Consider the following 20,610-nt stretch of genomic DNA (forward strand, 5'->3'; position numbering starts at 1 on the left):
GAACATATATTAAAAGGAATTGGGAATTATGCTATGGAATTATTAATCTAGTCATTACTTCCTGTTTTTTACTATCCCCTACGTTTTCACTGTATAAATAGCTTAATCTATGATAATTTATGGAAAAAGATAGACAGGAGGACGTCCATGAAAAAAATCATTCCTACCATCGTATCAGCCGTAACACTAAGTCTTGTCACTGGATTGCCTGGCCCCATAGCCAAAGCAGAAGAATTCACCCCTTATTATGGAAATGGTCCAAGCTACATTCAACCAGATAACCTCTCCCACCTTTTCCCTGACCCTAATGTATCTTTCAACACCCCTGCCTTTAAACAAAACAAGATCGCCTTTACGAGCCAGGAAGAAATGTTGGATCATATCAAGTCCCTCTCCCAAAAAAACAAGAACATCCAGGTCAAGACGATAGGTAAATCCACAGAAGGACGCGACATTCCAATGCTTCTTTTCAGCAAGGATTCAAAAAGACTGAATAAGGATTCCCATAAACCATTGATTTGGATTCAAGGTCAGATTCATGGCAATGAACCCGCTTCGGGTGAATCAACATTAGTCCTTGCACAATGGCTGGCTGAAGGCAAGCTTGGTAATGTCCTTGATAAAGTGAATATTGCCATCGTCCCACGCGTCAATCCTGATGGCTCTTATTATTTCAAACGATTTACCGCAAATGACATGGATGCGAATAGGGACTACTTAAAAGTGGAGTATCCTGAAGTGCAGGCGATTCATCAGTCAATCGATGATTATGAACCGGAAGTCATTCTGGATGTACATGAATATACAGTGAATCCCGCCCCACTGAAAAAAGTGGGAGCAAATGGATCGATCGCTTCCTATGATTTACTCATCTCCTCAGCCAAGAATTTAAATATTCCCAAACAGCTTAGAAAAGCTTCCGATGAACTGCTTTTACCGAATGTTTTTAAAGCATTGGAAAAAGAAAAGCTTTCCTACCACGATTACTATACACTGGCTACTTCTGATGATGGAGTCCTTACTGCCACAGAAGGAAGTACAGAAGCCCGGATTGGCCGAAACGCCCTCGGTTTGAAAAATACAATGACCTATTTAATTGAAACGAGGGGAATCAATATCGGCCGTACGGATTTTAAACGACGTGTTTTTGCACAAGCTACAGCCCAGGCAGCCTTCATCAAAACGGCAGCTGAACAGGCCACTAAAGTTAAAAAGGCCGTTAAACAGGCAGAAACTGAAGTCGTGCAAAAAGGGCGAAAAGCAAATGATAACGATAAAATTGTCATCACCAGTGAAAATAAAATGGTTAAGGATCAAAAATTGACAGTAGTCGATTTAGCGAAAGCTAAAATGGCCGATGCCTCCATCGATTGGCTGGATTCTACCGATGCCTACCCTACCCTTGTTAGAGATCGTCCGACAGCCTATATCCTTCCACCGGAATATAAAAATATCGCCAAGAAACTTCAGTTATTGGGAGTAGAAGTTAAAAAATTAAAAAAACCTATGAAAATAGCTGTTGAAAGCTATAGGGTCAAGGATTTAAAAGTTTCCGCTGAACTGGAAAGCGGACATTCCACAAGGGAAGTCACGACAACCGTTACTTCAACAACTCGGGATTTCCCAAAAGGAAGCTATGTTTTCGACATGGCCCAGCCTGATGCCAACTTCATCCCCCTTGCCCTCGAACCTGAAGGCATTGACAGCTATGTGACATTCAATTTCATCCCGGCTGATAAAGGAAAAGAACTGCCGATTTACCGCTATATGCAACCATCTTCCTTACCAGTTAAATGATGCATAGTATCTAAATGACGCTTCGGCAGCTTTCATTGCCAAAGCGTTTTTAGTTTCCACCTCCTTTATTCATGCGGGACGAGGCGCCTGACATGATTTCTTGAATGCGACGACAAGTTTTGAATATACATATAAACGGAAAATGTGTTTTTAGAGGAGGAAAGTCATTGAACCAACATGTACAATTGGAAATAAATCGCCTTGTTCATCGCTTGAAACAAGACCAATCCGCTGATGGTTCGTGGAATTATCCCTTTGACACCGGGATAACGGCAGATGCCTATATGATCATATTATTGAAAATTTTAGATATGGAAGATGCTCCTCTTATAGAGGCTTTAGTAAAAAGAATCGAAAGCAAGCAAACGGAAAACGGTTCATGGAAACTTTTCCAAGACGAGAAGGACGGCAATGTTACGGTTACGATCGAGGCTTATTATGGCCTTCTTTTTAGCGGACTCCGCAATAAGAACGATCCCCATATGAGGAAAGCCAAACAATTCATTCTTTCCAAGGGTGGCATCAAACAGGCCAAAATGTTAACGAAAATGATGCTTACTGTTACCGGACAATATCACTGGCCGCGCCTATTCCCCATTCCTCTCGAAGTGGTCTTACTTCCTCCGACCTTTTTCGTCAGCATTTATGATCTTTCCGTATATTGGCGGGTCAACATGATTCCATTGCTATTGCTTGGCCATAAAAAGTTTCAGATCAAAACCCCGGACACGCCAAGTTTAAAAGAATTATTTCAAACAAGGGAGGACCTTTCCGAAGAGCATGCATGGGAAGAGTATCGTACCGAGGAATATCGTTCCTTCTTTTCCAAACTTCAAACAGGCGTCAAAACTCTGATTGGTTATCCCGATTATTTACATTCCTTAGCCTTGGATTCAACGAAAAGGTTCATGCTCGACAGGCTGGAACCAGACGGGACACTGTACAATTATTTCGGTTCTACCTTTTTCATGATCTTTGCCCTCCTTTCAATTGGATATTCGAAAAAGGATCCAGTGATACTAAAGGCCATTGCCGGTCTGAAGGGGATGGCCTGCTCCATTGAGGGACACACACAAATCCAGTTCACGACGCCCCATGTTTGGAATACCTCCTTAATAAGCTACGCCCTTCAAGAAGCTGGCATACCTCCCAAAGACCCAACGGTCAAGGCCGCCAATCAGTACTTACTGTCACGCCAGCATTATATGTATGGAGATTGGCTGATCCATAATCCCAACACGATTCCAGGCGGCTGGGGGTTCTCGGATTTCAATACCATGAATCCGGATGTCGATGATACGACCGCCTCACTGCGGGCGCTGGCTAAGCAACTGCAAGCAAAACCGGATAATCGGGACAGCTGGCAGCGCGGTGTCTCCTTCACGATATCCATGCAAAATGATGATGGCGGATTTCCAGCCTTCGAACGGAATAACGACAATAAATGGCTGCAGCTTCTTCCTATAGAGGGTTCGAAATATCTCCTGACTGACCCTTCTACCGCTGATTTGACAGGAAGAACGCTGGAATTCCTCGGGAACTATACAAATATGAAGAAGCCGGAAGAAGTCAGTAAAAGGGCGGTGGATTGGCTATTGAAAGACCAGAAGCGTGACGGCTCCTGGTATGGGCGCTGGGGCATCTGCTATCTATACGGCACATGGTCTGCACTGACCGGCATGAAGGCAGCAGGGCAAGCCACTGGACATCCATCCATCCAAAAAGCCTTAACTTGGTTGAAGAAAATTCAAAATGCAGATGGTGGCTGGGGTGAATCTTGTTACAGTGATATTAAGCAACGATATATCCCCCTCGGAGAAAGTACACTGACACATACAGCTTGGGCTGTGGATGCGTTAATATCGGCATCCGAAAAGCCGACAGCCGAAATCGAAAAAGGCATTGCCTATCTCATCCGTGCAGGTCAGCAGGACAGTTGGACCAATGATTATCCTGCAGGCCAGGGAATGGCCGATTTTTTGTATATACATTATCATAGCTATCGCTATATTTATCCCCTTTTAGCCTTAAGTCATTACAATAAAAAATTCCTGAAGACTTAATTGCCAGTTTTTTTTATCATATAAGGGTGAATATGTGGATTACCTGTGGAAAAGTAGTGAATAACACCGGAAAGTTATCCACAATCCGAGGTTATCCACATTCATTTATCCGTAAATGTGCTAAAAGCAAGAAATTTCCCGTCATATTTGTTGATTAATTCATTTCGGACATGTAATAATAACTTGTTTTATCCAGGCTTTGTGGATAGTTTGGGGATGATCACTATTATGTGAAAACTTTATCCAGTTTATCACTATAAAATTCTATCGCCTTAGCATAAGATTGTATGTCTCGATCCTTAGAGGTTTCGGCAATTATCTTCAATAAAGACTCCATTGCAAGATCGTGTTGGCCCAAATTATAAAAAGCCATGGCCCTGAATACCAATAAAGCCTTATCCTCAGGAAACTTCGCCAGCCCCGATTCCAATGTCTGTCTTGATTTTTCATATTCCCCTATGGTGCGATATGTGCTCCCCAATCCTATGCATGCCCCTTTTGCCTCCTCCTCCGGCAAACCTAATTTGAGAGCCGCTTCATAATAGGGCACCGCCTTTACCTCATGTCCGAGAATATCCAAACTCCAGGCACACTGATACTGTATGACTGCATCACCGGGATTTTGATTTGCCAAATCCATCAATAATCGATTGGATTTTTTGAATTCTTTTTTTCCTCTTAATGACAGTGCGATTTCCAAATCTCCCATTACTATTCCTCCATTGTATAAGATTCCTTATTGCCCCTATTCGCGATTCCTTTTTTTAATTCCTTTATAACCGCAAATATTTTTAAAGTGTCATCAGCTACATGGTGGTTTCTTCCACCCATCCGCCTCTTCATCTAAGGGAAGTTTCTTCTTTTCCCCTAATTTCGCTTGAGAACCATAATGGCATAAAAAAAGGATCTGCCATTCGGCAAATCCTTTCATGCACTTCAGTTCATGATCATTCTTAGATCACAGATTACCATCGATTAATCATCCAATTGGTTTTTCAATACTTTTCCCGTGGTGGCATCTACCACTACATCATATTCCTTTTGTCCTTGTTTTAATTCCAGCTCGTACACAAGGGTGCCATTCTCCGAATCAAGCTCCATGTCCGTTACTTGACCATCCACCGCTTTCAAGGCAATCTTTTCGGCTTGATCACTGCTGATTTTTGCAGTTTCCGCCGCTTGTTGTGTGCTCATATCGTCATCGTCTCCGTCTTCCATTTCCTGAGAAAGTATCTCTCCTTTTTCAGCATCAACGTCAACTTCTTGATAGCCTTCTTTCGTTTTAACGGTCATCTCATAGGTCATCGGCTGGTCCCAATCCTTTTCAAATTGAGTAACTTCCCCGCCTAGTTTTTCTGAAATCATTTTGACAGCCTCATCCTCGGATAGGTTCCCCTTATTGACTGCATATACCGCCGTTCCAGCAGCACCGCCGAAAAGTAAAACGGAGGCCATGGACACCGTCATGATCACCTTTTTCCTTTGAATGATACCTTCTTTAATCGTACTCCACTGTTTTTTCATGAATGAATTCCTCCTTTAAGTTGTTACCTTAATAATAAGCATCCTTCATGAAACGAACATGAGCGTTAGATTAGAATTTGATGAGAAAGAGTAATCGTCACCAACGTTCCCTCTCCCACTTCGCTTTGAATCTCCAATTTACCTTCGAATGACTCGACCAGCGTCCGGGCGATGGAAAGCCCGAGTCCATTGCCTCCCGTTTTCCTTGCCCTCGATGAATCCACGCGATAAAAACGTTCGAATACATGTGGGAGATGTTCCGGTGATATCCCTGCACCGTGATCTTTCACACCGATGAAAATTTCATCGGCCTGCCGTTTTATCATGATCTGAATATTTGATTCACTGTATTTCATAGCATTATCCAATAGGATGACAATCACCTGTTCAAGCTTACTGGAAATGGTCATTGCATATATTTCCTTAAACTCTGATTCTATCGTTATTTCACGATTTACCGTTCTTCTGAATGTTTGGGCAATCCCTTCACAAAACGAAATAATTTCTATTTTCCCTTCCACATCTGCTGAAGGTTCCGTTTGGGAAGCAGACTGCAGAAGATGTTCTGTCAGCTTTTTCATCCGGACGGCTTCATGATGGATTGCCTCCACCGCCTCTTCCTGAATCGCCTCATCCTTCATTCCCCAGCGTTTCAATAGGGAAGAGTAGCTTTCTATGACCGTAATCGGTGTTTTCAATTCATGTGAAGCATCTGAAAGGAATTGCTGCTGTTGGTTATAATTCCGCTCCAGCCTTTCTATCATCCTGTTGAATGCCACTCCCATCACCTGCAGTTCATCCTTTGATTGATCCGATAGCGGTATCCGTTTGTATTCCCCGCTTTTCTCAATATCGTTCATCGTTCCGCTCATGATCGATATCGGTTTGAGGATCAGGTTGGCCAGCCACTTACCGGCAAGAATGGATAAAAGAATGACAAAAAGCGATGCACCGCCTAAAACGAAGGCAAGCGTCGATAAATTATCAAGGAGGGTATCTTGCGGCTGTGTGACCTCGATCATCCCTAGCTTCTTCCCTTCATCAGGATAAGGATAACGGTAGGTCATTACATATTCCCCGTCAGCTTTGGTAAAATCATAACCTTTCTCGTTAATGGCTTTAATCGCAAGCCCCTCAAGGTCCTCTTCATCGGTAAATGATTTTACCAACCTTCCATCAGTATCGAATATCCGCACCATTCCATCGTCAGGGATATACGGCTCCATTAAATCGGGATCACCGGAAATCAAATCTTTCGTCAGGATATTTTCTTCAATTAATGAGGCTTGATCTTCAAGCAGATCCCTTTCCCTCTCTACCGATATCCAAAGGAAGGCGATTAAAACGATGATACTCAACAATATAAGCATGACGCTTAAAAAAAGACTGGAATACGTTTGGATTTTCGTCCGGATCTTCATACTGGCTCCTTCAAGCTGTAACCTACACCACGGTATGTATGTATGAGCTGCAGCTCAAAGGGATAATCTATTTTTTTGCGTAAATAACGGATATACACATCGACCACATTCGTATCCCCTGCAAAATCATATCCCCATACATGTGTCAGGATTTGCTCCCTCGAAAGTACTTGATTTTTATTTTGCAAAAGATAAACCAGCAAATCGAACTCGCGGGAAGTCAGCTCAATCCTTTTGCCTTGCCTGTGAATGTCCCTTGTACCAAGGTTCAACTTCAGATCATGGATCTTTAGTTCATCCACTTCCCCTTCTGATTGACACTCCCTTACATTGGTACGGAAACAAGCACGGATCCGTGCAAGCAGCTCTTCAATTTCAAACGGTTTCGTTACATAATCATTTGCACCATGGTCAAGGCCATTCACCTTGTCTGGCACAGCATCCCTTGCGGTTAGAAGGATGACCGGTGTCGATCCATTCTTTTTCCGATAACGCCTAAGTACTTCTATGCCATTCAGCTCGGGCAGCATCACATCCAATAAGATTAAATCCCACTCTTCGGCTTCTGCCCTTTCCAGCCCTGTCTTTCCGGTAAATGCCGATTCTGTTTGATAACCCTCATGATTAAGTTCCAGCTGGAGAACCCTCGCAATTTTTTCTTCATCTTCTATAATTAAAATTCTTTTATTCATGATCATCACCACCTACCCCTTAGTGTACTGAAGAAATATGAAAATATCATGAGAAATTGAACCCTCCGCATGAAATAATGATTTTAATTTTTGTGCTATAAAAAAGGTCAAAAAAAAGAATCGGATGTGAAAACACACCCGATCCATTTCATTCACCGGTCCAATGCTGGTCAATGAATTCATCGCGTCCCGATTTCGCACGGTCCGCTTTATAATCATCTTTGTTTTTTTTATGATAGCCTTGATGGTATTCTTCGGCAGGATAGAAGGTTTGGGCAGGAAGGATTTCCGTTACGATGGGTTTCTGGAACTTCCCGCTCGCTGCTACCTTTTCTTTCGCTTCAAGAGCCAGTTTTTCTTGAGCTTCATCATGATAGAAGATGGCCGTCCGATATTGGCTACCCCTGTCATGGAATTGACCGCCATCATCGGTTGGATCAATTTGCTGCCAATATAGTTCCAGCAATCTTTCATAAGGAAATAACTGAGGATCGAAAGTGATTTCCACGACTTCATAATGCCCCGTAGCTCCCGTCTTCACTTCCTCGTAAGTCGGGTTTTCAACATGTCCTCCCGAATAACCGGATACGATCCCCCCAATCCCCGGTAGTTCTTCAAATGGTGTCACCATACACCAAAAACAGCCTCCAGCAAATGTAGCCTTTTGCATAATGGTCTTCCCCTTTCCTGTATGTAATAAAAATTAATATACCATATTCCAATCCTGACACTGTGCTTTTTCGATTTGAGAAGCCGCCATTAAATGCGCCAAAAATGATTTACCTTTGATCAATCTTTTGACCAGCCCTTTTCCTTGAATCTTACAATCGCTTCAACGCGGTTGCTTACATCCAATTTATCAAGGATGACCGATATATAATTACGAACCGTTCCATTAGTCAGATAAAGCTGGCTTGCGATTTCTTTTGTGGTCTTACCATCCGCGATCAATTTGAGCACTTGGCACTCTCGTTCAGTCAAAGGGTTTTCTTCTTCGAAAGCCATATCCACCAGCTCAGGAGCATAAACGCGCCGCCCATCCATGATGACACGGATCGAGTTCGCCAGTTCATCACTTGGGCTATCCTTCAACAGATATCCACCTACTTCTGCCTTTCTGGCTCTTTCAAAATACCCAGGACGTGCAAAAGTGGTCAAAATGATGACTTTGCATTGGTGGCCCTGATCCTTGATTTCCTCCGCTACATCGAGCCCGGTTTTAACTGGCATTTCAATATCGGTTATGCAGATATCCGGCTTTAATTGATTGACGAGATTCATTGCTTCTTCCCCATTGCTCGCTTTTCCTACAACTTCCATGTCACTTTCCAAATCAAGGATGGAACCTAGCGCGCCAAGCAGCATCCGCTGATCTTCGGCAATTACGATTCGAATCAATGTCAATCCCTCCTATCCATTATTTTTTATAGCATTCGGAACCCTTATATAAAGTGTCGTTCCATCTGTTGATTGAATATCCAGGCTGCCATTAACGAATTCGAGCCTTTCTTTCATTCCTTGAAGCCCATTGCCTTTAAAAAACTCCGATCTATGTGAAAGCCCCACTCCATTATCCTTCACTGTGATCGTCACTCCTGTTTGTAATTCTTCAATGACGATATGACAGCAGTCGGCACCGCTATGTTTGACGATATTGGTCACAGCTTCTTTCAAGCACATGCTTAAAACCGTTTCAACAAGCAATGGGGTATCTTTCAATTCCGTGGTGCCTTCCAAATTGAATTCTATCCCTGCCGCTTTCAATATTTGCTTGACCCGGATGATTTCATCGCTAAGCTTGGCCCCACGCATTTCCGACACCATTTCACGTACTTCCTTGAGTGCCGTCCTCGCCGTTTGACGGATATCCTTGATTTCCTTCTTGGCCGACTCCGGATTCAAATCGATCAATTTCCCTGCAAGGTCACTTTTCAAGCCAATCAAAGACAGCTTTTGTCCAAGTGTATCATGTAAGTCACGGGCAATCCGCTGACGTTCTTCCATTTTGCCAAGTTCTGATATTCTTTTATGCGCGTCCTCCAATTGTTCTTCCAGCCTGCCCCGTTTATTTCGATTATATGTGTTGAATGGGAGCAGGATCACGCCTACCACACAAATAAGCATAAAGGGAAATTGCGAAAAGAATGTAGGGTCTTTCATGATGAATCCAATATTGACAGACACGATGGTGGCCAATAGCTGGATCGAATATAATACGAAAAAGCCAACCTTATTTTGAACATTCCCAATAAAGAATGCTAAAAAAAGCGAAAAGTAAATATAGCTGAAAAATATGGTCATGGATATGGATATGACTATTTGTATCGCCGTCCATACGTATACGGGCCATCCCTTCGAAACAAATGAGAGACCATATGATATGAAAAACAAAATGATCATGACGATTCCAAAGACTATCTCCAACATCGAAGAGGATTTGAAGATGAAATAAAAAGGTAGGATACAAAAAATGATCCAGACATAAGGGCTCAGCCCTGTGTTTTTCGGAAAGATATGATACCAACTTTGCATGGCGCCGCCTCTATTTCTTTTTACCCTAGTATATACTAAGGAGTTTCATCAAAAAACCACCCAATGGAAATTGAATGGTTTTTGATGAACTATTTATTTTTCTTGAAGACTTGGACGTTTATTGTTGATTTCCACCTTAGGTTTTGTTTCATTTAGACGTTCCTTAATCTCTTTAAAACTTACAAACGTCTTGTTTTCTCCATCATATAGGCGGAAGCGTAGTGATTTTAAACTTGAACTAATGGTGATTGTCGTTGCCTGCTGCAATGGCAGGGTGGAATCATGGACTTTTTCCAGATTATAGTTTGGCACTCTTGGACTAAGATGATGCACGTGGTGAAAACCGATATTACCGGTTACCCATTGCAAAACTTTTGGAAGTTTATAATAAGAACTTCCATCAATGGCAGCCTTCACATAATCCCATTCCGATTCCTCTTCGAAATAAGAATCTTCGAACTGATGCTGTACATAAAACAGCCAGATACCCAGTGATCCCGTTACAAAAAGCATCGGTACCTGAATCATCAGGAATGCCTGCCATCCGATAGCCAAGCATAAAAAACCATAAATTGCCACGATTGCGGCATTTGTCAAATACGTATTCATCCGTTCTTTCTTTTTAGCGCCCTTTTTATTCAGACGGTTCGATACAAGAAATAGATAAAATGGACCTAATCCAAACATGACGATCGGATTTCTATATAAACGGTAAGCCAGACGCCCCCAGAATGAAGCGGCGATATATTCATCAACGGTCATGATCCAAATATCTCCTGTACCGCGTTTGTTTAAATTACTGCTCGTTGCATGATGTATGGAGTGGCTATGCTTCCATTGTTCATACGGAAATAATGTAACGATTCCACTGATTGTACCCAGGATGCCATTCGCTTTCCTGCTTTTGAAAAACGATTGATGACAGCAATCATGGAAAATGATGAAAATCCTGACTACGAATCCTGAAGCCAGGACGGCAAATAAAAGGGTCAGCCAGTATGAAATGGTTAAGCTTTGATAAGCTAAAAACCATAACAGGAAAAATGGCGGAAATGTATTTATAAGCTGTTTCACGCTTGATTTAGTATTGGATTTTTCAAAAGGGGCAATATCTTTTCTCAATTGTTTTTGATTATGATTATGATTACTCATGATTTCCTCCTCATAATATATAGGAATGGAGTGGTTATACTTACATCTCTTCTTTAAGTATAGGAATAATAACCGATTTTCTATAGTCATAAACGTCAATTCCCTGCCATGACACTTGTCATATACTTGTCTGCTTCAACACTTCTCACACGTATTTTTTCCTCTTTCATCATTTTTACACTTCAAAAAAAGACGATGAATCCAATCAATCTGATTCCAAGAAAATGCCTGACATTTATTCGATCCAATAAAAAAAGATCCGCCGCTTGGCGAACCCATTTATAACTTGATGGCATACACCCGTTCAGGACGTCCTACCGTGCCATATGTTAAATCGGCATCAATTTTTTCCTCTGACATCAAGTGCTCCAGATAACGTCTTGCCGTTGTCCTGCTCACCCCGATCTCCTTTGCCACTATTTCGGCAGTTAACCCAGGGGAGGATTTCCCCAACACAACCATCACCTTCTCCAAAGTCATCCGATCGATCCCTTTTGGCAGTGAAGCCTGTTCTCTCTCTTTTTCTTTCATATCCTTTCGCAAAAGCTTATCAACCTGTTGCTGCGTTACGGGAAAATTGCCCTTTTCCAATTCAGACAGCTTAATGTGATACTCTTGATATCGGAGTAGGGACTGCTTGAAACGTTCAAATGCGACAGGCTTGATAATATAATCAAATATGCCGATTTTGATAGCTTCCTGGACTTTTTCGATTTCTTTAGCAGCCGTTATCATAATGACATCCATTTGTTTGCTTTGCTGCTTGATTTCTTTCAGGATATCAAGCCCATTCATATCCGGAAAATACATGTCGAGCAGCAATAGATCCGGCTGCATGATTTCAATGAAGCTTTTGGCTTCGTCATAGCTTGAGGCGATCCCGATCGTTTGAAAACCCTCAAGCTTTTCGATGAATAGCTTTTGTATTTCGGCAATCCGCAGGTCATCTTCTACGATTAAAACTTCTATATCGCGATTGGCCATCATGAAATCACCCCTCTGTTTTTTGGCAGTGCTACAGTAAATATCGTATATTCCCCTTCTTTCGTCGAAAAAGTGATATACCCCCCTAATCCATCTATCGCTTCCTGAACAAGGCTCAAACCTATACCTGAATTGGTTTGATGGCTTTTCGTCGTAAAGCCGTTCTGGAAAATCAGTTCGGTAACATCTGAATTCATCCCTTTTCCATTATCTTCAACCTCTATGATCAACTCTTTACCCAAGTCCGTGACGAACAACGATACCCTTTTTTCCTCCCTATCGTTTGCCCGTACAGCTTCGAAGGCATTATTTATGAGGTTGCCGATGATCGTCACTAATAAATCCCGATCTATTTCGGAAGGAATATCTTTAAAACTGCTCTCTCTATCAATTGTAAAATCAATTTTCAGCTCGCTCGCTAAACTCACCTTCCCTAAGATGAACCCAGCAATAATCGGATCAGGTATTTCCTTCATTAGAAAGTGAATGAAGCCTTGGGTGACATCGACTTCCTTCGATATGAAATCCATTGCTTCTTTATATGAACCGAGTTGAATCAGGCCTAGCAGTGTATAGAGCCGATTCGAATATTCATGTGTCTGGGCCCTCAGCCCTTCAGCATATGCCTTTACATGTGACAGTTCCTGAAGGAGATTGGATAGTTCCGATTTATTTCTTAAACTTGCAACGGCACCGATGATTTCACCCTGTCCATTCAAAATGGGGATCCGGCTTGCCAAAAAAACTTCACCGTCTATCATGAATTCCTGATCATACTCGGCCCGTGCCGTGCTGACTACATCTAGCAAATGTGTTTGCGTTATGACTTCTTCAATTTTTTGCCCGCGAAGCATGACGTCTTTAGGGATATGAAGGATTTTATGCGCCGTTTCATTGACGACCGTGATTTTCCCATGAACATCAATGGCAATGATGCCTTCGTGAATGGATTCCAAAATGGCATGCTTCTCTTGAAACATCCAGGCGATCTCTTTCGGCTCCAGACCCAATATCGCCTTTTTTATATTGTATGAAATGAAAAAGGCTATCAATAAACCGCCGATTAATATAAAAGAGATGATCCAGACGATCTTTCTTTGTATACTGGACACTTCTTTTTCAATATCATCCTGAAGGTAGCCAACAGAGACGACTCCAATGACTTTTTCATTTGCGATTATCGGGGATTTCCCCCTTATGGAAGGACCCAATGTCCCAGTGGACTCCGTGATGATGGATTTCCCATCCCACACTTCGGCGTTATCTCCCCCTACCATTTTCCTCCCGATCATGTCGGGATTTGGATGGGACAGCCGTGTTTCATTCTTATCGCCTATTACTATGAATTCCGCATCGATCTGCCTGCGAATCCTTTCCGCGATGGGCTGGATGATTACAGAGGGATTATCCGTTCGAAAAGCTTGTTTAATTTCAGGCAGCAAAGAAATGGTCTGGGCAACCGACAATGCTTTTTCCCCTGTTTCCTGCTTCAGGTTATTTTCCAGGATATTTATAAAAATAACTTCAAAGATTCCGCCCATTAAGATGATTAACGTACATATGCCCAGCATCAACTTGGTGTGTAAACGCATTCAATCACCTCTACTTACATCATATAAAAAAAAACCCCTTTAAAAAAGGAGTTTTTTCACAACATTCAGAAAATACGGGTTAACCTTCAATATTGATGACAACATCCTTCCCTCTCTTCTTAAGCAAAACCGGAATGAGCAGCCATAATGCCGTTATGATCAGGAATGTCAGGGAAAGCGGCCGAGTGAAAAACAAACTGTAATCCCCATCGGATATCGTCAGGGCCCTGCGCATATTATTTTCTATCATCGGTCCTAAAACCAGTCCTAATACCAATGGGGCGATTGGATAATCATTTTTACTTAAGAAATATCCCAAGACCCCGCATCCTAATAATAGCAATAAATCATAAGTCGATACTTGTACAGCATAAACTCCAAAAATGGAAATCGCGATAATGATCGGAATCAAATATTTCTTTGGCGTTTCTATGATTTTCGCAAAAACCTTAACGAGCGGGAGATTAAGGATGAGGAGCATCAGATTCCCGATGAACATACTGGCGATGAGCCCCCAAGCCACCTGAGGATGGTCCTCGAATAATAATGGACCTGGCTGAACATTGTACATCATGAGCGCACCCATTAAAATCGCCGTTGTACCGGAACCCGGAATTCCCAGCGTCAATAATGGAATCATCGCTCCGCCAGATGCCGCATTATTGGCCGTTTCAGGTCCAGCCACCCCAGCGATCGCCCCTGTACCAAATCTCCAAGGTTTTTTTGAAATCCGTTTTTCCATAAGATATGAGAAGAAAGATGCTAGAGTAGCCCCTGCACCCGGCAGGATCCCTACAAAGAAACCTAAGAGCGACCCCCTCGCAATGGGACCCGCGGATTCCTTGAATTCTTCTTTGGAAGGAATCAAATTTTTGATCTTTGCAATTTCCCCGTCATCCTCTTCTTTTTCCAAGATTGTCTTGAATACTTCTCCAAGTGCGAATAGACCGACTGCGATCGTCAGGAATTCGACCCCTTGATACAGCCAAGGAATGTCGAATGTAAAACGGGCGATCCCGGATACATTATCGATTCCTATCGTCCCGATCAACAAACCGCAAACCGTCATGATCAGTGCCTTGGTTACTGATTTTCCCGCGAGGCCGCTGACGGCCGCCAACCCTAGAAGCATGAGCGAAAAATACTCCGCCGGACCGAATTTAATGGCAATCGTCGATAATGGCTGAGCCAAGGCAATCATGGCGATAAGGGTCACTATCCCTCCGACGAAGGAACCGATTGCCGAAATGGATAAAGCACTACCTGCCCTTCCCTTTTTCGCCATTTGGTAACCATCCAATGTGGTGACGACAGAAGAAGATTCGCCAGGTGTATTCAATAGGATTGAAGTTGTCGACCCTCCATACATCGCTCCATAATAAACACCTGCAAGTAAAATGATGGCGCTTGTTGCCGCTTGCTCTGGTGGAAGTCCCCCTGTAATCGAAGCGGTTACCGGAATCAAAAGAGCCACCCCGCTCATCGGCCCGATCCCTGGCAAAACGCCGACAGCCGTACCGATCAATACTCCGACAAATGCAAAAAGGATGTTATACCAAGTTAGTGCTGTTTCAAATCCATGCATTAAATAATCAAAAGTGCCCACTTCACATCCCCCTTCCTTTTATGAAAACCAGATTGGCCAACCCGGCAGTGTTCCCTTTAATACATTCACGAATAAATAATAGATGATTCCGGAAAATCCTGCGGAAATGATGAGCGATGTCACCCACTTATTCCGTTCCATCGTTTGAAAGCAAACAAACAAAAAGAGAAAGGTCGTAATGACATATCCTATCGTTTCCAATGTCAAAATATAAATCAAGGTGGAGAGCAGAATGATGATGAAGGGTTTATATTCCAGCTTTCCCTTACCCGATTCCTGCACCTTGCTCCGAAATGCCTCATAGAACAGGCGAATACTTAAAACAGCAAGAACGAGCCCCAATACAAAAGGGAAAATGTCCGGTCCTACCGAACTTCCATAAGAAGAACTGGCCAGTTTCCTGCTTCCTATCATGAACAGCACCCCGACAGCCAGAAAGGCTACAGATGCAAAGCGATCAAATTTCACGTCCATCCTAATCCCTCCATTTCAGAAAATAAGAAGAAGGTGAAAGCACCTCCTTCTCCCCGATTATTTTTCCATGCCTAAAGCTTCTAATAATTGCTGCACCTGTTTTTCCTGTTCTTTTAAAAACTTGCTGAATTCTTCACTATTTTTATATTCCTGTTCCCATCCTTGAACTTCCACTTCCTTTTTCCATTCAGAAGTTTCAACTAGCTTTGCAATGGTTCCGTCCCAATAGGTTTTCGCTTCATCAGACATATTCTGAGGTCCAAAAACCCCTCTCCAAATCGTGAATTCAGCATCAACACCCTGTTCCTTTGCCGTCGGTATGTCTTTAAGATCGCCACCCAAACGTTCAGTCGAGGTTACGGCCAACACTCTAATCTTCCCTGCTTTTAAAAATTCCCTGACACTGGATGCATCCGTTCCAATCACATCTGCATTACCGCCAAGCAATGCCGTAATCGCTTCCCCGCCCCCGTCGTACGAAACGTATTTAAGTTCAGTTGGATTCAAGCCATATTCATAGGCTGGAAGAATGGAAATCAAATGATCCATTGATCCAGGAGCCGATCCTCCTGCAAAGGTCAGCTTACGCGGATCTTTCTTCACCGCTTCCAGCACTGATTTCAAATCCTTGAATTCAGAATCCGCCTTTACCACTATCGCCCCATAATCCTTTGTCAGCTGCGCTAAAGGGGTCGTATTTTTATATCCATAAGGACTGTTCCCTTCTTTTTTAAGGTTATTTATGATGACAGGCGGTGAATTCACGAACAGCATGTCATTATTATCCGCTTGCTGAGTTGCATAATCCGCCATGAAGACTGCGCCCCCGCCACCGGGTTTGTTTTCGACGGTCAATGGCTGGTTCACCAGTTTTGTCTCACTCAAGACCTTTGTAAATGAACGGGCGGTTAAATCCCATCCCCCGCCTGCGCCCGATGGAGCAACGACCGTTATGGCTTTTTTCGGATAGCCTGTGCTTTCTTTCTTTTCTCCTGATGTATCCGAACTGCTGCATGCACCTAGACTTAAAGCTAACGAACCCGCCAATATGACCGCTGAAATCTTTTTACGAGAAAACATAATAATCCTCCTTTTGAAAGCGTTTTCTTAATTCTACAAAAATATCTTCCTTTTCTTTGATTATTAACCTAAGATGCATAAATTCCATAACCTCTATAATGTTCATAAAGTTTTATCGGGAGACATGGGAAAAAGGCCCGCCCATTATGAGCAGCCCTGCTAGAATAGTATTTTTGATAGATATACGACCACCGTTACCGTTATACTGCTGAATAAAGTCGACATCAAGACTGCCTGTGCCGCATACTCCGGATGATTGTCATATTCCAAAGCGAATAATGCGCTGTTTCTCGATGTTGGAAATGAGCTTGCGATAAATAATCCCTGAGCGACAGTCCCTTCCAGGCCCAGCAGGAGGATGATCAGGAATGCGATGGATGGCGAGAGTATTAATCGGCCAATCAAGCTAAGGATAAGCGGAAGCGGAAATTGCGTCATTTTCAAATAGGCACTCTGTGCACCCAATGTAATCAAGGCAATGGCTATGAAAGCACTCGCGATATTTTCAATCGGGGTCCATAAGAACAGCGGAATGTCGAAAGAAGCGGAATGTAATAGAAAACCGAGTAATAAAGCATAAATGACGGGGTTCTTCAAGAACTCGCGAATGGCGCCCTTCGCACTTTTTGTATGGACGGAAACGGAATTCATCAATCCATAGGTATAGGTCAACAGGTTTTGAAAAATGATCACGATGACTTGGATCGACAGGCCAAGAGGATTCCCATTAAAAACCATCTGGCTGACGGGTAACCCGAAATTGGCTGAGTTATTCAGGACTACACTATTTTTAAACGTGGCAGAAAGACTTTGATCAAACCTGGCAAGTTTAGCAATCACTGTACTCACGATGATGAGGCTTACTGCTTGAAGGGCAAGGAAGCTGAATATCTGGACAATCATTCCCCCGCCCATTTTACTTTGATATATATTGACAAAGCTAATGGCCGGCATGAGCAGGAAGTGATTCAATTTAGACAGCGTACTCATATCCAACTTGAATCTACGATGCAGGATGGCCCCAGCCCCTATTAGGAAAAAGACCGGCACAATGACATTCAATACGATCAGAAACAGGACACTCACTTGACTTCCTCTCCATTCCTTAGGCAAATTCCTGATGATTTACATCTCCCATCTATCATAATCCCGGGATAACCATAGTTAAAATACCAATAAATTATCGTTAGCCATTCAAAAAAGGAATGACAAAAAAAGCACAGAGATTTCTGCGCTTCCAGTTAAATATCACTCATGAAATCGACGTCTTTGACAAATTCGACAAACGCTTTGACCAGTTTTAATTCCAGCGACTTTTCATGATATAACATCCACGTATTCCTGATAAGGGGATTACCTTGCTTATCCTTGAGGTCCATTTGACGGAGATTTTGGTCTTTCTCCAATAAAACACTGGGGAGGATGCCATATCCCAGGCCATTCCTGACCATTTCTTTGCATGTATCACCCTTGTCCACTTCCATCCCAACCAAAGGCGGTCCTGAAAAATTGTCTCTCCACCAATTATCGATCATTGTTTTCAATAAAGCATCCGTCCCATAATCGATCCTCGGCAGGAAAGGCAGGTCCCGGACTTCGATTTCTTCCTTGGAAGCAATACAAATCGTTTCCTCAAAAAGATGGTGCCTTGATCCTGCCCATTGATAGTCCCCCCGAACGATCCCTACATGCACTTCTTCCTTGTAAATGAGGTTCAGCACTTCTTTACTCCAACCAGTGGTCACATGGAAATCCACTTTAGGATATCGCTCACGAAATAATCTCAACAGGCCTGGCAATTTATGCAGCGTGATATAGTTGGAAACACCCAGCCTTAATGTCCCACTGATCTCCTGGCCCATATTGAACGCTGTCTCTTTTATCTGCCGGAGCCTGATCAGCATCTCATCTGCACAGTTGGCCAAATATTCTCCTTGAGGGGTGAACTGCACTCCCCTTGTTCCCCGCTCCACAATCTTTAGATTGAACTCCTTCTCTATTTGTTGAATTCGTTTCGTTAAAGAAGGTTGCGATATATATAGACTTTGCGCCGTTTTAGTAATGTTCTTATGCTCATGCAACACCTTTAAAATATGCCAATCCCTTTCATTCATAACCCTTCCCCCGATACCGCTTTTTCCTTGAATGTCTTATCCAAACTGTACCATATAAGGCTTGTTGGCATATCCAGCCATGCCGGCAAGGACTTTCCCAAAGCGCATTCTCCAGCCCGCCTTAGGAGCAGCATCTTTCAAGCGGAGGACGCTCAGTCATTCAATTGAATTCTTTCAGGGCATGTATAGATATTCAGTGAATCATTACGAATGAACCCGACCGTGGTGATTCCCAATCCTTCAGCCAACTCCAAGGCCAATTCGGTTGGAGCGGATTTCGAGAGTATCAGTTCACAGCCGATTTTCGCCACTTTCAAGAGAATTTCCGATGAAATCCGGCCGCTGAACACGATAGCTTTCCCATCTATCGAAATACCATTTTTCAAGCAATGGCCGTATATCTTGTCCAAGGCATTATGCCGTCCGATGTCCATCCTGCTTAATACGAGGCCATCGACATCGCATAGAGCGGCATTGTGGACCCCTCCTGTGTTCTGGAAGGTGACAGCGGAATTTTGTAAATCCTTCATCAAGCGGAAGCAGTCATCGGGAGTCAGTATCACCGAAACATTATCCATTTTCTTGGCAGTCAATGCATCATTCACAAAGACGAACCCTTGTCTGCTCATTCCGCAGCATGATGTAATATACCGCTTATTTTGAAAGTCCTGGAAGTAGGGATTCACTTTATCTGTCTTCACATGAACAAAGCCTTCTTTTTCCTGGACCCAGATTTCTTTTATCTCATCATAATTTTTAATGATTCCTTCCGAAGCCAAATAACCGATCACCATATCCTCGATGTATTCAGGTGTACAGACCATCGTGACGAATTCCTGTCCATTTATTTTGACAGTGACGGGATACTCCGTTACGATCGTATCTTCCGTCCGCTCGATGTTGCCTTTGGTTATCCGGATGATGTCCCTCTTGCTTTCAATCGCTTTCATGTTCCCACTCCTTTTACTATCCAGGAGCCAATTGACCAATATGTAAGGAACATGGTCAATGCCCGTTGAGTTTGTCCGCTATATCCTTATCAAATACGAATACGGAAATCGCTATGTTCTCTTTAATTTTGATATCTGAAAACAAATGGACCAGTTTAGCTCCAACCAGTTCTTCCATTCCATCAGGAGGACTCTCCGAATACACATCCTGAACCATTTTGGTACGTGCAGAATGGACCATGTCCCTTCCTTCCTCCGATCTTGATATGAACATTTCCGTAGGAGTCAAATTCCCATATAACGTAGAAACGGCCATATTTTCCACGAAAACCGTGTGTATGCGTTCTGGTCCTTTACCGAATAGTTCCTTGCGCAGCTTACGAATCATATCATTGAATTCATGGATAACTTTTGACACCGTTACGTCACTCCAATTCAAGAAAATTAAGTTCTCAATTTTCTTATCATAAATCAACGCGGAGAAAAACGAAAGGAATTTGGGAATGATAACCTCTTTCCAGGATTGTTTCTTGTTAAAATTAAAGGTATAATATCAAAGAGGAAAGTTGGGAGCATAATAGTGTACTGTTGTGTCCTATCTTTTTTAAAAATTATCCATTATGGTATGG

19 protein-coding genes are annotated in these 20,610 nt (G+C 42.8%); 2 read left to right on the plus strand and 17 right to left on the minus strand.

From position 1 onward, the window contains the following. Window positions 1-147: 147 nt before the first annotated feature. Both MKY17_RS26220 and shc read left to right on the plus strand, forming a co-directional pair. Complete coding sequence (locus MKY17_RS26220; protein WP_098371514.1) at window positions 148-1,797, plus strand: M14 family metallocarboxypeptidase; 1,650 nt, start codon at window positions 148-150, stop codon at window positions 1,795-1,797. A 167-nt stretch (window positions 1,798-1,964) separates the two neighbouring features. Then, window positions 1,965-3,860 (plus strand): squalene--hopene cyclase, encoded by a 1,896-nt coding sequence (gene shc / locus MKY17_RS26225; protein ID WP_286177035.1) that lies wholly within the window; start codon window positions 1,965-1,967, stop codon window positions 3,858-3,860. 226 nt (window positions 3,861-4,086) lie between these two features. Here shc and MKY17_RS26230 read toward each other — a convergent pair whose 3' ends face one another. The 17 genes from MKY17_RS26230 to MKY17_RS26310 all read right to left on the minus strand — a co-directional run bounded on the left by MKY17_RS26230 (window position 4,087) and on the right by MKY17_RS26310 (window position 20,399). Further along, a complete protein-coding gene (locus MKY17_RS26230) occupies window positions 4,087-4,569 on the minus strand; it encodes a tetratricopeptide repeat protein (RefSeq protein ID WP_098371516.1) in 483 nt (160 codons plus the stop codon). 266 nt (window positions 4,570-4,835) lie between these two features. Further along, window positions 4,836-5,384, minus strand: a complete 549-nt coding sequence (locus MKY17_RS26235; RefSeq protein ID WP_098371517.1) for a PepSY domain-containing protein — start codon at window positions 5,382-5,384, stop codon at window positions 4,836-4,838. Window positions 5,385-5,449: 65 nt separating this feature from the next. Beyond that, complete coding sequence (locus MKY17_RS26240; protein ID WP_339201093.1) at window positions 5,450-6,805, minus strand: HAMP domain-containing sensor histidine kinase; 1,356 nt, start codon at window positions 6,803-6,805, stop codon at window positions 5,450-5,452. Next, a complete protein-coding gene (locus MKY17_RS26245) occupies window positions 6,802-7,497 on the minus strand; it encodes a response regulator transcription factor (protein ID WP_098371658.1) in 696 nt (231 codons plus the stop codon). The genes MKY17_RS26240 and MKY17_RS26245 overlap by 4 nt, the downstream gene beginning before the upstream one ends. A gap of 148 nt (window positions 7,498-7,645) precedes the next feature. Then, window positions 7,646-8,167 carry a peptide-methionine (S)-S-oxide reductase MsrA gene (msrA, locus tag MKY17_RS26250; RefSeq protein ID WP_098371519.1) on the minus strand — a complete coding sequence of 174 codons (522 nt, stop codon included), beginning with the start codon at window positions 8,165-8,167 and terminating at the stop codon, window positions 7,646-7,648. Window positions 8,168-8,286: 119 nt separating this feature from the next. After that, window positions 8,287-8,895: a response regulator transcription factor gene (locus tag MKY17_RS26255; protein WP_076368214.1), complete on the minus strand. Its 609-nt coding sequence runs from the start codon at window positions 8,893-8,895 to the stop codon at window positions 8,287-8,289. Window positions 8,896-8,907: 12 nt separating this feature from the next. Beyond that, window positions 8,908-10,029, minus strand: a complete 1,122-nt coding sequence (locus tag MKY17_RS26260) for a sensor histidine kinase (protein WP_098371520.1) — start codon at window positions 10,027-10,029, stop codon at window positions 8,908-8,910. A 93-nt stretch (window positions 10,030-10,122) separates the two neighbouring features. Then, window positions 10,123-11,181, minus strand: coding sequence for a fatty acid desaturase (locus tag MKY17_RS26265; protein ID WP_098371521.1), 1,059 nt, complete (start codon window positions 11,179-11,181; stop codon window positions 10,123-10,125). Window positions 11,182-11,460: 279 nt separating this feature from the next. Next, window positions 11,461-12,168, minus strand: coding sequence for a response regulator (locus tag MKY17_RS26270; protein ID WP_098371522.1), 708 nt, complete (start codon window positions 12,166-12,168; stop codon window positions 11,461-11,463). Beyond that, the gene (locus MKY17_RS26275; RefSeq protein ID WP_098371523.1) at window positions 12,165-13,757 is read right to left on the minus strand and encodes a sensor histidine kinase; all 1,593 of its coding nucleotides are present in this window, start codon (window positions 13,755-13,757) and stop codon (window positions 12,165-12,167) included. The genes MKY17_RS26270 and MKY17_RS26275 overlap by 4 nt, the downstream gene beginning before the upstream one ends. Window positions 13,758-13,836: 79 nt before the next feature. After that, a complete protein-coding gene (locus MKY17_RS26280; protein WP_098371524.1) occupies window positions 13,837-15,363 on the minus strand; it encodes a tripartite tricarboxylate transporter permease in 1,527 nt (508 codons plus the stop codon). Between the two features lie 18 nt (window positions 15,364-15,381). Further along, window positions 15,382-15,837: a tripartite tricarboxylate transporter TctB family protein gene (locus tag MKY17_RS26285; RefSeq protein ID WP_098371525.1), complete on the minus strand. Its 456-nt coding sequence runs from the start codon at window positions 15,835-15,837 to the stop codon at window positions 15,382-15,384. Between the two features lie 57 nt (window positions 15,838-15,894). Beyond that, entirely contained in the window at window positions 15,895-16,917 is a 1,023-nt protein-coding gene (locus MKY17_RS26290) for a tripartite tricarboxylate transporter substrate binding protein (protein ID WP_098371526.1), read from the minus strand. Between the two features lie 159 nt (window positions 16,918-17,076). After that, complete coding sequence (locus tag MKY17_RS26295) at window positions 17,077-18,003, minus strand: AEC family transporter (protein ID WP_098371527.1); 927 nt, start codon at window positions 18,001-18,003, stop codon at window positions 17,077-17,079. A gap of 155 nt (window positions 18,004-18,158) precedes the next feature. Then, window positions 18,159-19,031 (minus strand): LysR family transcriptional regulator, encoded by an 873-nt coding sequence (locus MKY17_RS26300; protein ID WP_098371528.1) that lies wholly within the window; start codon window positions 19,029-19,031, stop codon window positions 18,159-18,161. 152 nt (window positions 19,032-19,183) lie between these two features. Next, entirely contained in the window at window positions 19,184-19,981 is a 798-nt protein-coding gene (gene fdhD, locus MKY17_RS26305; protein ID WP_098371529.1) for a formate dehydrogenase accessory sulfurtransferase FdhD, read from the minus strand. A gap of 55 nt (window positions 19,982-20,036) precedes the next feature. Beyond that, window positions 20,037-20,399 carry a DUF2294 domain-containing protein gene (locus MKY17_RS26310; protein ID WP_076368224.1) on the minus strand — a complete coding sequence of 121 codons (363 nt, stop codon included), beginning with the start codon at window positions 20,397-20,399 and terminating at the stop codon, window positions 20,037-20,039. Window positions 20,400-20,610: the final 211 nt, after the last annotated feature.

Source organism: Peribacillus sp. FSL P2-0133, assembly GCF_037975445.1.
In the GTDB taxonomy this organism is placed as follows: domain Bacteria; phylum Bacillota; class Bacilli; order Bacillales; family DSM-1321; genus Peribacillus; species Peribacillus simplex_E.

Coding starts and splice junctions, on each gene's coding strand:
- MKY17_RS26265 (WP_098371521.1), bottom strand. CDS start 11,181: ATGAGTAATCATAATCATAATCAAAAACAATTGAGAAAAGATATTGCC.
- MKY17_RS26300 (WP_098371528.1), bottom strand. CDS start 19,031: ATGAATGAAAGGGATTGGCATATTTTAAAGGTGTTGCATGAGCATAAG.
- MKY17_RS26285 (WP_098371525.1), bottom strand. CDS start 15,837: ATGGACGTGAAATTTGATCGCTTTGCATCTGTAGCCTTTCTGGCTGTC.
- fdhD (WP_098371529.1), bottom strand. CDS start 19,981: ATGAAAGCGATTGAAAGCAAGAGGGACATCATCCGGATAACCAAAGGC.
- MKY17_RS26260 (WP_098371520.1), bottom strand. CDS start 10,029: ATGCAAAGTTGGTATCATATCTTTCCGAAAAACACAGGGCTGAGCCCT.
- MKY17_RS26230 (WP_098371516.1), bottom strand. CDS start 4,569: ATGGGAGATTTGGAAATCGCACTGTCATTAAGAGGAAAAAAAGAATTC.
- msrA (WP_098371519.1), bottom strand. CDS start 8,167: ATGCAAAAGGCTACATTTGCTGGAGGCTGTTTTTGGTGTATGGTGACA.
- MKY17_RS26245 (WP_098371658.1), bottom strand. CDS start 7,497: ATGAATAAAAGAATTTTAATTATAGAAGATGAAGAAAAAATTGCGAGG.
- MKY17_RS26275 (WP_098371523.1), bottom strand. CDS start 13,757: ATGCGTTTACACACCAAGTTGATGCTGGGCATATGTACGTTAATCATC.
- MKY17_RS26220 (WP_098371514.1), top strand. CDS start 148: ATGAAAAAAATCATTCCTACCATCGTATCAGCCGTAACACTAAGTCTT.
- MKY17_RS26240 (WP_339201093.1), bottom strand. CDS start 6,805: ATGAAGATCCGGACGAAAATCCAAACGTATTCCAGTCTTTTTTTAAGC.
- MKY17_RS26235 (WP_098371517.1), bottom strand. CDS start 5,384: ATGAAAAAACAGTGGAGTACGATTAAAGAAGGTATCATTCAAAGGAAA.
- MKY17_RS26290 (WP_098371526.1), bottom strand. CDS start 16,917: ATGTTTTCTCGTAAAAAGATTTCAGCGGTCATATTGGCGGGTTCGTTA.
- MKY17_RS26270 (WP_098371522.1), bottom strand. CDS start 12,168: ATGATGGCCAATCGCGATATAGAAGTTTTAATCGTAGAAGATGACCTG.